Here is a 12903-nt window from a genome sequence, read left to right as displayed (position 1 = left end):
AAAAAAGAAGCCCCGGCGAGCCGGGGCTTCGATAGTCGGGGCTTCGATGACGAGGAGTGCCGCGGCGCGGCTCACCAGAACTTGTAGTTCAGGCCGAGCTTCATGATGTGGAAGCGGGTCTGCTCGGTGTAGGGCATCGTCGGCATCGTCGCGTAGGTGTAGCTCTTGCTGCCGAAGTCGTCGTAATTGTACTCGAGCCGGGCGGTCAGCACCGGCGCGACCATGTACTCGACGCCGGCTCCGATGCCCCAGCCGACCCGCGTGTCGGACGTCGTCCCGGTCAGTCCCCCGAGATTGTGGGTGTGGTCGATGTCGGCCCACACGGCCTGCGCCCGGACGAAGACCAGCGCCTTGTCGACCACCAGGCCGACGCGGCCGCCGGCGCCGCCGATCGCGTTGATCGTGGTCTGGTACAGCGCGCCCGCCGTGGCGGCCCCGTTGCCCTGCAGATTCGTCCAGGAATAATTGCCTTCGAGGCCGATCACCAGCGGACCGGTCTGGTAGTCGCAGTAGAGCTGTGCGCCGGCGACCGCACCCGACATCGGCAGCGACTCGGAGTACGCGCCGACCGAGTTGGACCACCACGCGTCGCCCCAGGCGCCGCCGACATTGAAGCCGAGGCCGCAGCCGGTCCACGGGGCGGCGGCGACGGCGACGGGCGCGGGCGCCTTGACCGCCATATCGGCCGCCGTGGCGGCACCGGCGCAGACGACCGACAGGGCGGCGCAGGTCGAGAGAAGAAGTGTCTTCATGACATCCCCCTATTGGTCAGAAACGATACGTCACGCCGCCGCCGATCAGCAGCGGATCGAGATTGGTCTTGCCGGTCACCGCGATCGCGTTGTTCAGGGTCGCGGTCACGTCCGAGCTGAGCCACAGATACTTGACGTCGAAATTGACGCCGACATGCTGGTTCAGCATGTAGTCGAAGCCGATCTGCACGGCGGGCGCCCAGTTGTTCTTGAGGCCGAGATCGGTCACCGCGACCGTGGCGCCGAGCGGCACCGTGGTCGTCGTGTTGGCGGCCGAGGTGTTGAAGAAGAACGTGTAGTTCACGCCGGCGCCGATATAGGGCTGGAACGCGCCGAAATTGGTGAAGTGATATTGCAGCGTCAGCGTCGGCGGCAGCAGCCAGGTCTCGCCGATGTCGAGACCCTCGAGCTGGCCCTTGCCTTTGATCTTGTGCGGCGTCACGCCGAGGATCAGCTCCAGCGCGATGTTCGGCGTGAAGTAGTAGCTGATGTCGATTTCGGGGATGACCGTGGTGGACACCTTGCCGGTGTCGGGCAGGACGCCGGCCGCCCCGAGCGCCGGGATGTCGAGGTCCACCTTGTCGCGCGGCAACACGGCGAGGGCGCGCGCGCGCACCTGCCAGCCGCCGGCCCACGGCGCGTCGACCGCCACCGGGGCCTTGTAGGCCGCCGGCAGATCGGCGGCGGAAACAGGCGTGATCGCCAAGGCCGCGACGGCGGCGGTGAACAAAAGGCTGGTTGTCCGAAGTCGCATGGAATCCCCCGTTTGCATGCGCGAACTGGAATTTGTCGAGACCAAATCCGCCTCAACCGGGGGTAAATCTGCCGTAATCCGATCGGCGGCGTTCCGCTACCGTTTCGGCACGGAGTGCGTGCACGGGCGCACCGATGCGTCGCGCCGCCGCCACGAAAGCGCTGATTTCCTGACACCCGGTGTCATGACGAACTTACAGTTGCCGGGGTGGTCGCCGTGTTCCGGGCGTTGAAGAATTCAACCGGCCAGGGACCGGCAGGCTCACCCGCGCCCGCACCAGCCGAAGCGGTGGCCGCCGTCGTAGGGGCGGGCGACGCCGGCGGCGATCAGGGCGGCCGCGACGCTCGCGGTCTTGCGGGTCGCGACGTCGGCCAGCACCCGGCCGTATTTCTCCTCGCCGGGCGCCGAGATCGCCACTCCGCCCTCGGCCAGCAGCCGGCGCAGGAGGGTCCGGGCCTCCTCGGCCATGGCGCGCTCGGCGTCGCACTGGCCGTGCAGCTCGGGGGCGTCGACGCCGCGCAGCCGCACCCGGCCGGTGACGACGCGGTCGTCGCGGACATGGATGCGGGCATCGAAGGTGTCGCCGTCGACCACATAGGTCACGTCGACGGCCATCCGGGCCGGCGCGCCGCGCAGATCGGCATGGGGCGGCGGCTCCGGCCGGCGGCCGAGCGGCTCGCCGTCCCACCAGGATTTCAGGGCGGCGACGCCCAGCATGGCGAGCGCGATCAGCAGGCTCACCACCACCGAGTCGGTGCGCGAGCGCGGCCGCCAGGAATACCTCCGAGGACTGCGGATCATATTCCTATATAGGCGATTCGGGCATGCCCCGGCAACGGAGCCGGAGCGACGGCCGAGGCGCGACGGCCGAGGCGCGACGGCCGAGGCGCGACGGGGGAGGCGCGACGGCGGAGCCCGGTCGCGAGCCGCCCGGGCGAGCCTCGTCAGAAGTCGCTGGCGATGCCCTTGACCTCCCAGTCGCCGTAGCGGGCCGGTTCGAGGCCGCCGCGGCCGCGCAGCTCGGTCGGGCGCTCGGCGGTCTTGCGGTCGATCTCGGCCCGGCGGGCGGCCGCCTCGGCGAGCGCCCGCTCGGCCGCGGGGCTGAGGAGCTTGGCGGGGGCCGCGGGCGCGGCATCGGGCGGAACGGCATCGGGCGGAACCGCCTGGGCGGCCGGGGTCGGGTCTGTCTCGCTCATGCCCTTTAGAGAAGCCCGGCCGGGCCGGTCGTCAACCCCCGGCGGTCATGATCGGGCCGGCGCGGGGCAGGGCGCTGGAACGCCGCGGCGCGACCCGCTGCCGCGGTATGCTTGTCCCGGTTGTGGAACCTCCCATATCGGGATCGAAAACCCCTTCGCCGCCCGCTCCGGGCGGCCCCGGACGAGGACGAGATGAACTACCTGAAGACCGCGATCCTGCTGGCCGGGCTCACCGCCCTGTTCATGGGTGTCGGTTGGCTGATCGGCGGGCAGACCGGCGCGACCATCGCGCTCGTGGTGGCGGCCGGCATGAACCTGTTCAGCTACTGGAACGCCGACCGGATGGTCCTGTCGATGACGGGCGCCCACGAGGTCGACGAGCGCACCGCGCCCGAGCTGGTCGCCATGGTGCGCGAGCTCGCCCAGCGGGCCGGGCTGCCGATGCCGCGCGTCTACCTGGTCGACGACCCGCAGCCCAACGCCTTCGCGACCGGCCGCAACCCGCAGAACGCCGCCGTCGCGGCGACCACGGGCCTCCTGAACATGCTGTCGCGCGAGGAGGTGGCGGGCGTGATGGCGCACGAGCTCGCCCATGTGAAGAACCACGACACGCTGATCATGACCGTCACGGCGACGATCGCGGGCGCCATCTCGATGCTGGCGCAGTTCGGCATGTTCTTCGGCGGCGGTCACCGCGACGGCAACAACGGCGGCGGGATGGGCATCATCGGCACGCTGGCCATGGTGATTCTCGCGCCCATCGCCGCCATGCTGGTGCAGATGGCGATCAGCCGGACCCGCGAATACGCGGCCGACCGCATGGGCGCCGAAATCTCCGGCCGGCCCGACTGGCTCGCCTCGGCACTCGCCAAGATCGACAACGCCGCCCACCAAATCCCCAACGAGGCGGCCGAGCGCAATCCGGCGACCGCCCACATGTTCATCATCAACCCGCTGTCGGGGGCCCGGATGGACAACCTGTTCACCACCCATCCGGCGACCGAGAACCGCATCGCGGCGCTCCAGCAGCTCGCCGCCCGGATGGGCGCCGGGTTCGGCGGCGGCTTCGGCGCGGGGCGCGGCGCCGCCCGCCCGGCCGGCAGCCGGCCGAGCTCGGGCCCGTGGAGTGGCGGGAGTGGCGGCGGGGCCCGGCGCGGCCCGTGGGGATGATGCGGACCGTCCCGCATCATCGTACCGGTCGGGGCTGCCGCGCGGCGGCGGCTTGCCTTCCGGTGCCCGCAATCTGTTATTAGGCTGTCGCGCCGGCTCGAACCGGCGAGTTCATGTCCGCGTTTCCGGGGAACCCCGGCGCGGTCCAGGACGGACCGCAGCCGCGCTCGTCGTCCGGTCGGAGCCCCGATCTCATGCCACGCCCTGCCTTTTCGCCTCCGTCGCAAGCGCCCGGCTTCGCGGCCCGCCGGGTCGCCTCCGAGATCGTCGAGGGCGTGCTCCACCGCGGCCGCTCCCTGGACGAGCAGCTCGACGGCGCCACCGCCAATCAGGGCATCGGGCTGCTGTCCGACCGCGACCGCGCGCTGGTCCGCCGCATCGTCGGCACCACGCTGCGCCGGCTCGGCACGCTGCGCCACCTGATCGCGAGCTGCCTCGACCGCGGCCTGCCGGCGGACGCGGCGCGGCTCGAAAGCGCCCTCTTGGTCGGCGCCGCCCAGATCCACGTGCTCGACATTCCGGACCATGCCGCCGTCGACCTGTCGGTGCGGCTCGTCCAGGCCGACCGCCGCTCCGCCCGCTACGCCGGCCTCGTCAACGCGGTGCTGCGCCGGATCGCCCGCAGCGGCGCCGAGCTGATGGCCGACCGCGACCCGGTCGCGCTCGACACGCCCGGCTGGCTGCTGGAGCGCTGGAGCCGGAGCTACGGGCCGGAGGTCGCCCGCGCGATCGCGGCCGCCCACACCGGCGAGCCGGCGCTCGACCTCACCGTCAAGGCCGACCCGGAGACCTGGGCGACCCGGCTGCGCGGCAAGGTCCTGCCGACCGGCACGGTCCGGCTGGTGCCGCACGGGCCGGTGTCCGGCCTGCCGGGCTACACCGAGGGCGACTGGTGGGTGCAGGACGCCGCCGCGGCGCTGCCGGCGCGGCTGCTCGGCCCGGTCGCCGGCCTCGCCGTCGCCGACCTCTGCGCCGCGCCCGGCGGCAAGACGCTGCAGCTCGCCGCGGCCGGCGCCCGGGTGACGGCGGTCGACCGCTCCGAGGCCCGCCTCGCCCGGCTGCGCGACAATCTCGCCCGGGTCGGCGTCGCGGCCGAGACGATCGCGGCCGACGTCACCCAGCTCGAGGCCGGCCCGTTCGACGCCGTGCTGCTCGACGCGCCCTGCTCGTCGACCGGCACGGTGCGGCGCCATCCCGACATTCCCTGGCGCAAGACCGCGGCCGACCTCGTCTCGCTCGCCGGCCTGCAGGCGAGCCTGCTCGACCGCGCCGTCGGGCTGCTGCGCGAGGGCGGCACGCTCGTCTACTGCACCTGCTCGCTGGAGCCCGAGGAGGGCGAGGGGCAGATCGAGGCGCTGCTCGCCCGCGATCCGCGGGTGGTGCGCAAGCCGGTGACGGCGGACGAGTTTCCGGGGCTCGACGGCCTCGTCACGGCGGCCGGCGACCTGCGCACGCTGCCGGCGCTGTGGCCCGATCCGGAGCCCCGCATGGGCGGCCTCGACGGCTTCTACGCGGCCCGGCTGGAGCGCCGGTGAAGCGGGCCGGGACGGCCCGCCGGGAAGTGTTGCCCTCGCAGGTCCGTCCGTTATGGTGATCCGCCACGCGTCGGGCGGCACGCGTGATCTGAGGGGCCTGGGTTGATGTCCCGCGTATCGATCGCGGACCGCAGCAGATTGATCTGGTACGCGGTGAGGCGTGGCCTGTCCCATGTGGCGGGCCGGCTCGCCGTGCTGCGCGTGTTGCGGATCTTTCGCTGGGTCGGCCGCAACGAGCGGATCGCGATCGCGCCGCAGTCGCTGCGCACCGCCGATCCGACCCGGGCGAGCGAGATCTATGCGGGCCGCTTCGCCCTCGCCGGCAAGATCGTCGTCTGCGACGGGCGCTCGCCCTTCGAGATGGAGCCGCCGACCGCCGACTGGGCGGCCTCGCTGCTCGGCTTCGGCTGGCTGCGCCATCTGCGCGGCGCCGAGTCGACTGCGACGCGCGGCAATGCGCGCGCCCTGGTCGACGAGTGGATCAGCCTCCAGGGCGGCTGGCATCCGATCGCCTGGCGGCCCGAGATTCTCTCCCGCCGCGTCGTCGCCTGGCTGACCCAGGCGAGCCTGATCCTGGCCGACGCCGACGTCCGCTTCTATCGCCGCTTCCTGCGCAGCCTGTCGCGCCAGGTCCGCTTCCTGCGCTGGACGGCGGGCGACGCGCAGGACGGCGTGCCGCGCCTGCAGGCCTATGTGGCGCTCACCTACGCGGCGCTGTGCATGACCGGGCAGATCCGCCATCTCAAGAGCGCGACGCGCCGCCTCTCGGCCGAGCTCGAGCGCCAGATCCTGCCCGACGGCGGCCATGTCAGCCGCAATCCGGGCGCGCTGATCGAGCTTCTGGCCGACCTCCTGCCGCTCGCCCAGGCCTTCACGGCCCGCAACGTCGCGCCGCCGCCGGCGCTGCTGCACGCCATCGACCGCATGATGCCGATGCTCCGGTTCTTCCGGCACAGCGACAAGACCTTCGCGCTGTTCAACGGCATGGGGCCGACGTCGCAGGATCTGCTCGCCACCATCCTGGCCTATGACGACGCCCGCGGCGCGCCGGTCGCCAACGCGACCCATTCGGGCTACCAGCGCATCGAGGCGCGCCACAGCGTCGTGCTGATGGACACCGGCACGCCGCCGCCGCTGGCGCTGTCGGCCGACGCGCATGCCGGCTGCCTCTCCTTCGAGCTGTCGTCGCGCCAGCAGCGCATCGTCGTGAACTGCGGCCTGCCGGCGATCGGCAAGGGCAACTGGCGCCACCTCGCGCGTGCCACCGCGGCCCATTCCACCGTCACGTTCAACCAGACCTCGTCCTGCGACTTCTACGACACGCGGCTGCTGCGCCGCGTGTTCGGCACGCTGATCTCGGGCGGGCCGCGCCGCATCGTCGCGACGCGCGACGCCGACGACCATGCCGAGCAGGTTCGCGTCAGCCACGACGGCTATGCCGACCGCTTCGGCATCATCCATCAGCGCACCCTGACGCTCGCCGCCGACGGCAGCCGGCTGGAGGGCGAGGACATCTTCCTGCCGGCGCGCGGCGAGGCGCTGCCGGCCAAGACGCCGGACGAGTTCGCGGTCCGCTTCCATCTCCACCCGACCATCCGGGTGACGCGCACCGAGGACGGCCACGGGGTCGTGCTGACGCTCGCCAACAAGGACGTCTGGCGTTTCCTGGCGCACGAGGACCGCGTCGATGTCGAGGAGAGCGTGTTCCTGGGCGGCCGCACCGGGCCGCGCCGCACCGTGCAGCTCGTCATCCGCGGCAACGCCCGCAAGGCGCCGCGCGTCGAGTGGACCTTCGCGCTCGCCGACCAGCAGGACGAGGTCGCGGCGAGCGCGCGGCGCGGCCGCGAGCAGACTCCCGGGCTGCCGATGTGAGGCCGCCCCGGCGCGCCCGATTCGGCGGTGAACCGCTGTTCCGGACCGGGACTTTGCGCTAGCCAAGGCCGACACTGCGGCCCAATATGCCGCCGACCCACATCAACCAGATTGATATGCTTCGATGACCGAACAACCGCGTCGCATCCTTCGCGCTCTTCTGTCCGTTTCCGACAAGTCCGGCCTGGTCGAGTTCGCGCGCGAGCTGGCGCGGCACGGTGTCGAGCTGGTCTCCACCGGCGGCACCAAGGCGGCGCTCGCCGCCGCGGGCCTCGCGGTGCGCGACGTCGCCGATCTCACCGGCTTCCCCGAGATGATGGACGGCCGCATCAAGACGCTGCATCCGAAGGTCCATGGCGGCCTGCTGGCGATCCGCGACAATGCCGAGCACGCCGGCGCGATGGCCCAGCACGGCATCGCGCCGATCGACCTGCTGGTGGTCAACCTCTATCCCTTCGAGGCGACGGTCGCGAAGGGCGCACCGTTCGACGAGTGCATCGAGAACATCGACATCGGCGGCCCCGCGATGGTGCGGGCCGCCGCCAAGAACCACGCCGACGTCACCGTCGTGGTCGAGGCGCAGGACTACGCCGCCGTGCTGGCCGAGATGGACGCTCACGCCGGCGCCACCACGCTGGCGCTGCGCAAAAAGCTCGCGGCCAAGGCCTACGGCCGCACCGCCGCCTACGACGCGGCGATCTCGGGCTGGTTCGCCGAGACGCTGAAGGAGCCGACCCCGGACTATCGGGCGCTCGGCGGCAAGCTGATCCAGACCATGCGGTACGGCGAGAACCCGCACCAGGTCGCCGCCTTCTACCGCTCCCCGGAGGTGCGCTTCGGCGTCGCCACGGCCCGCCAGGTGCAGGGCAAGCAGCTCTCCTACAACAACATCAACGACACCGACGCGGCCTTCGAATGCGTCGCCGAGTTCGACCCGAAGCGCACCGCCGCCTGCGCCATCATCAAGCACGCCAATCCGTGCGGCGTCGCCGAGGCCGACACGCTCGTCGAGGCCTATCGCAAGGCGCTGATCTGCGACCAGGACTCCGCCTATGGCGGCATCGTCGCGGTGAACCGCACGCTCGACGCCGAGGCGGCCCGCATGATCACCGGCATCTTCACCGAGGTGATCATCGCGCCCGACGCCACCGACGAGGCGATCGAGATCGTCCGCGCCAAGAAGAACCTGCGCCTGATGCTGGCCGGCGGCCTGCCGGATCCGCGCGCCCCCGGCGTCACCATGCGGACCGTCGCGGGCGGCTTCCTGATGCAGTCGCGCGACAACGCCGTCGTCGACGACCTGGAGTTCAAGGTGGTCAGCAAGCGGGCGCCGACCGCGGCCGAGCTGGCCGACCTGAAGTTCGCCTTCCGGGTCGCCAAGCACGTCAAGTCGAACGCCGTCGTCTATGTCCGGGACCGCGCTACGGTCGGCGTCGGCGCCGGCCAGATGAGCCGCGTCGATTCCGCCGCGATCGCGGTCCGCAAGGCGGAAGCAGCGGCGCGCTTCCTCGATCTGCCGGAGCCGCTCACCAAGGGCTCGGTGGTCGCCTCGGACGCCTTCTATCCGTTCCCCGACGCGCTCTTGGTGTCGATCCGGGCCGGCGCCACCGCGGTGGTGCAGCCGGGCGGCTCGATCCGCGACGAGGAGGTGATCAAGGCCGCCGACGACCACGACGTCGCCATGGTCCTCACCGGCGTGCGCCACTTCCGGCACTGAGCGGACGGCCTGCCGGAGCCGTCCGGCCGGGCCGGCGGCCGGCTCCGGTCAGGGCGCACGAGCCGTCGTTCGCGCGCGCCGGAGCAGCCATCCGGCGGTCGCGAGCAGGCCGATGTTCACGACCGCGCCGATCAGGTTGAGATCGAGTCCGGCGAGCCGGACCTCCTTGCCCGGATCGGCCAGCAGCGTGTCGGGCACCAGCATGGCCGGGAAGAAGGCGAGCCAGATCGCGCCCTGGATCAGGATCGCGATGCCGGCCCGCTCGGTGCGCCGCCGGCCCGACCAGGTCAGCCACAACGACACGGCCGACAGCAGCGTCATCGTGATCACGAACCACGCGCCGTGGAAGCGCGCGTGCGGCGACCACAGCTCGCTGAAGATGTGGGTCGTGTTCCAGTCGGCGACGTTGCCGGACAGCGTGGTCAGGGCGACGACGCTGATCAGCAGGCGAGACACGAGGAGCATGGCGGCCTCCCGCTGCGAGGATCCGTCCCTCAACGCGCGAGCCATGCTTTGGATTGCCGCCACGCGGTCCATCGCTGCGGCTAGGGCGTCTCGTTCTCCGGCACGATCAGCGGCACGAAGCTGAACACGCCCGGCATGTCGGGATCGACGACGACCCGCACGGCGTGGACCTCGGTCTCGCCCATCACCTGCAGGCGCTGGATGCCGGGCACGAGCCGCATGCGGGTGTCGCGGAAGCCGGTGACCTCGAGCGTGTGATAGTCGCCCTGGATCACCAGCACGGGCTTTGCGAAGGCGCGCGCCTCGCGCTCGATCGCCACGATGGTGTCGCGGAAACCGGAGGCCGGCGGGATGGTGCCGACCGAGTCGCGGATGTCCCACAGATTGGCCTGGAACGCGACGACGACGGCCCGCGCATGGCTCTCGCGCGCCTTGGCGAAGCTCGCCGCGAGCCAGGCCAGGTTGGCGCGGTTGCGCTCGAAATACTCGGTCGCGGCGGCCGGGTCGAAGGTCTCGAAGCCGTTGTTCGAGCCGACCACGTGCAGCGTCACGAACAGCACGTCGTTCTTCGCGAAGCGCGCGTTCTCGACGTGGCGGGCGAACTCCGGCATGGCGCGCGCTTGGCTCTCGACCGCCATCGGGGCGCGGCCCAGGCTCTTCTCGGGATCCGGGAAGAACATCTGGCGCACGCGGGCGAGCCGCTCGCGCGGATCGGACCCGGTGCGGTGGCAGTCCGTCCACTCGTTGTCGCCGATCGCGTAGACGAGCGGCTGCTCGAACGTCCGGAACTGGTCCAGCACCGTCTGGAACGCCGCGTCCGTGCAGGCGGTCGAGCCGCTCTTGGTGTCGCCGACATGGATCGAGAAGGCCGGCCTCAGGCGATTGACGGCGGCGATCAGCCGGTCGAACCGGGCGTAGTCGGCCGGGACGGAGTAGGGCATGTCGCCGAGCGCGACGAACGAGAAGGCCCGCTCGCCGCCGACCGGTTCGGCCGCGACGGCCGGCGAGACGAAAGCGGCGAGGACGAGCGCGGCGAGGACGACATCGGCACGACGCATGCGGGCTCCTTTCGGCACGGGACTGCCGCTCATCCTGCCGCCGGAGTGTTGCGATCGTGCGATGCCGCCGTGGCGGTGTGGACCATCTCGGCGACGGCGCGCAGCATGCGGTCGATGTCCTCGGGTCGCGACAGCCGGTGGTCGCCGTCCTTCACCAGCGTGAGAATCACGTCGTCGCGGGCGAGGCGGGTGACCAGCGCATTGGCGTGCTGCCACGGCACGTCGGGATCCTGCACGCCCTGGATGATGCGGACCGGGCAGCCGGTCTCGATCAGGCCGCCGAGCAGAAGATGATCGCGGCCCTCCTCGATCAGCCGCTTCGTGATCACGTAAGGCCCGGTGTCGTAGTCGGTCGGACGCTCGAAGCGGCCGGTGGTCTCCAGCTCGCGCTTCACCGCGGGCGGGAATCGTTTCCACATCAGCTCCTCGGTGAAGTCGACGGCCGGCGCGATCAGCACCATGCCGGCGACGCTCGCCTCGCCGGGAGTGGCGCGGCGTGCCAGCGCGCGCACCAGCAGCAGCGCGATCCAGCCGCCCATCGACGAGCCGACCAGAATCTGCGGTCCGCGGCACACTTGGGTGACGACCGCGACGGCGTCCTCCAGCCACGACCCGATGGTGCCGTCGGCGAAGGCGCCGTCCGATTCGCCGTGGCCGGAGTAGTCGAAACGGACGAGGGCGCGGCCCTGCGTCGCGGCCCAGTCGTCGAGCGCCTGCGCCTTGGTGCCCTTCATGTCCGACATGAAGCCGCCGAGCCAGACGATGCCGGGCGTCGCGCCGGCCCGTCGCCGCACCGCGATGCGGCGCGCCCGCGCGCCCTCGCCGACCGTGATGTGGATGAGCTCGCTGTCCATGATGCACTCCGGAACGCCGGGCAGGGCGATGCCTGCGAATATTGCCGCCCTCCGGCGCCCGGTCTATACCGACATGTCGGATCGCAGGCCGGCATTGCGCGCGCGACTCGGTGCGCGCCGGGAGGGTGATGATTGCCGGCAGCTCTGGGCGCAACGCACGGCTCGTGCGCAACCGGGATCCAGGAGGGATCGTCGATCCCCGGGACGGGTGCGGCCGATGCCGGTGACCGGACGTCCGCTGCGCCCTCGTCGCCCCGTGCCCTCACCGTGCTGCTGACGGTTCCGACGCTCGACGTCGGCGCCGCCGACGAAGGCGCCATCGATCTCGCCCGGGTGCTGGCGAAGGCCGGGCATCGGCCCGTCGTCGTCTCCCAGGGGGGCCGGTTCGAGGACGAGATCGCCCGCCTCGGCGGCGTGTTCGTGCGGCTCGACACCACCAGCCACAACCCGATCGTCATCGCGCGCAATGCCCAGCGGCTGCGGCGGCTGGTGCGCGAGCACGGCTGCGATGCCGTGCATGCGCACGGGCGCGCCTCGGCGTGGAGCGCCTGGGCGGCGGCGCGCGCCTCCGGAAAGCCCTTCCTCACCACCTGCTACACCGGCTTCCGCGAGCAGAACCGGCTGAAGCACTGGTACAACGGCGTGATGGCGCGGGCCGACCGGGTGATCGCGGTGAGCGAGCAGATCGGCGACCTGATGGTCGAGCGGCACCGCGTGCCGTCGAGCCGGCTCGCCGTCGTCCATCCGGGCGCCGACCTCGGCGGATTCGATCCGGGCGGGATCACGCCGGACCGCATCGCCGCCGCTCGCTCGGCCTGGGGCGTCGGGCCGGCGACCCGCGTCGTCCTGTTCCCGGGCCGGATCATCCGCCGCCGCGGCCACCACGTCGCCGTCGAGGCGGCGGCGCGGCTCAAGCAGAACGGCCTGCGCGACGTCCTGTTCGTGTTCGCCGGCGAGGACGGCGGCACGTCCAGCTTTTCCGGCGAGCTGTGGGACCAGGTGCTGGCCTCGAAGACCGCGGACGTCGTCCGCCTCACCGGCCCGAGCCCGGACGCGCCCGCCTCCTGCGCCGCGGCGACCGCCATCGTCAGCGCCGCGATCCAGCTCGAAGGGCTGCCGCGCGGCCTGCTCGAAGGCATGGCGATGGCACGGCCCGTGATCGCCTCCGACCTCGCCGCCGGGCCCGAGGCCGTGCTGGCGCCGCCCGCGGTCGGCGAGGACCGCATGACCGGCCTGCGCTACCCGGCCGGCGACGCCGGGGCGCTCGCCGCCGCGCTGATCCGCCTGTTCGCCTATCCGGAGGCGGCCCGCCACGCGATGGGCCAGCGGGCCCGGGCCTGGGTCCTCTCCGAGTTCGACCCGGAGGACACGGCGGCCCGTATTCTGGCGATCTACGCGGATGTGTGTGCCGGTCCGGCCGGCGTCGCGGCACCGCCGCACACGGAAGGCCGCGCCGTCGAGCCGCAGCAACGTTGACTTGAAACTCGAATGTCCCAATTCTAATGATCCTCTCGCACGCGCCTGTCCGGC

The 12903-nt window shown here is 71.8% G+C and carries 12 protein-coding genes; 5 read left to right on the top strand and 7 right to left on the bottom strand.

Annotated elements, in window-relative coordinates:
* Nucleotides 1-71: 71 nt before the first annotated feature.
* The 4 genes from CH341_RS20830 to CH341_RS20815 form a co-directional block, all read right to left on the bottom strand.
* A complete protein-coding gene (locus CH341_RS20830) occupies nucleotides 72-752 on the bottom strand; it encodes an outer membrane protein (protein WP_111420902.1) in 681 nt (226 codons plus the stop codon).
* 16 nt (nucleotides 753-768) lie between these two features.
* Nucleotides 769-1506, bottom strand: a complete 738-nt coding sequence (locus CH341_RS20825) for an OmpW/AlkL family protein (RefSeq protein WP_111420901.1) — start codon at nucleotides 1504-1506, stop codon at nucleotides 769-771.
* A 261-nt stretch (nucleotides 1507-1767) separates the two neighbouring features.
* Nucleotides 1768-2247 carry a thermonuclease family protein gene (locus CH341_RS20820; RefSeq protein ID WP_245431168.1) on the bottom strand — a complete coding sequence of 160 codons (480 nt, stop codon included), beginning with the start codon at nucleotides 2245-2247 and terminating at the stop codon, nucleotides 1768-1770.
* Between the two features lie 203 nt (nucleotides 2248-2450).
* On the bottom strand, nucleotides 2451-2702 hold the full coding sequence (locus CH341_RS20815) for a DUF1674 domain-containing protein (protein WP_111420899.1): 252 nt from the start codon (nucleotides 2700-2702) through the stop codon (nucleotides 2451-2453).
* Nucleotides 2703-2894: 192 nt separating this feature from the next.
* On the opposite strand from CH341_RS20815, the gene htpX reads away from it, so the two are divergent.
* From htpX to purH, 4 genes are all read left to right on the top strand, one after another.
* A complete protein-coding gene (gene htpX, locus CH341_RS20810) occupies nucleotides 2895-3872 on the top strand; it encodes a zinc metalloprotease HtpX (RefSeq protein WP_111420898.1) in 978 nt (325 codons plus the stop codon).
* Nucleotides 3873-4066: 194 nt separating this feature from the next.
* Entirely contained in the window at nucleotides 4067-5407 is a 1341-nt protein-coding gene (locus CH341_RS20805; protein ID WP_111420897.1) for an RsmB/NOP family class I SAM-dependent RNA methyltransferase, read from the top strand.
* Between the two features lie 105 nt (nucleotides 5408-5512).
* A complete protein-coding gene (locus tag CH341_RS20800; RefSeq protein WP_111420896.1) occupies nucleotides 5513-7279 on the top strand; it encodes a heparinase II/III family protein in 1767 nt (588 codons plus the stop codon).
* 124 nt (nucleotides 7280-7403) lie between these two features.
* The gene (gene purH, locus CH341_RS20795) at nucleotides 7404-8996 is read left to right on the top strand and encodes a bifunctional phosphoribosylaminoimidazolecarboxamide formyltransferase/IMP cyclohydrolase (protein WP_111420895.1); all 1593 of its coding nucleotides are present in this window, start codon (nucleotides 7404-7406) and stop codon (nucleotides 8994-8996) included.
* 48 nt (nucleotides 8997-9044) lie between these two features.
* Here purH and CH341_RS20790 read toward each other — a convergent pair whose 3' ends face one another.
* The 3 genes from CH341_RS20790 to CH341_RS20780 all read right to left on the bottom strand — a co-directional run bounded on the left by CH341_RS20790 (nucleotide 9045) and on the right by CH341_RS20780 (nucleotide 11373).
* On the bottom strand, nucleotides 9045-9461 hold the full coding sequence (locus CH341_RS20790; protein ID WP_111420894.1) for a DUF6640 family protein: 417 nt from the start codon (nucleotides 9459-9461) through the stop codon (nucleotides 9045-9047).
* An 80-nt stretch (nucleotides 9462-9541) separates the two neighbouring features.
* Entirely contained in the window at nucleotides 9542-10519 is a 978-nt protein-coding gene (locus tag CH341_RS20785) for a hypothetical protein (RefSeq protein WP_111420893.1), read from the bottom strand.
* Nucleotides 10520-10548: 29 nt separating this feature from the next.
* On the bottom strand, nucleotides 10549-11373 hold the full coding sequence (locus tag CH341_RS20780; RefSeq protein WP_111420892.1) for an alpha/beta hydrolase: 825 nt from the start codon (nucleotides 11371-11373) through the stop codon (nucleotides 10549-10551).
* A 267-nt stretch (nucleotides 11374-11640) separates the two neighbouring features.
* Between CH341_RS20780 and CH341_RS20775 the strand changes: the two genes are divergently transcribed.
* On the top strand, nucleotides 11641-12849 hold the full coding sequence (locus CH341_RS20775) for a glycosyltransferase family 4 protein (protein ID WP_170149738.1): 1209 nt from the start codon (nucleotides 11641-11643) through the stop codon (nucleotides 12847-12849).
* Nucleotides 12850-12903 lie beyond the last annotated feature (54 nt).

The organism is Rhodoplanes roseus (genome assembly GCF_003258865.1).
Lineage (GTDB): Bacteria > Pseudomonadota > Alphaproteobacteria > Rhizobiales > Xanthobacteraceae > Rhodoplanes > Rhodoplanes roseus.
The sequence above is the reverse complement of the archived record's forward strand: the minus strand, read 5'-3'. Positions and strand labels throughout refer to the sequence as shown.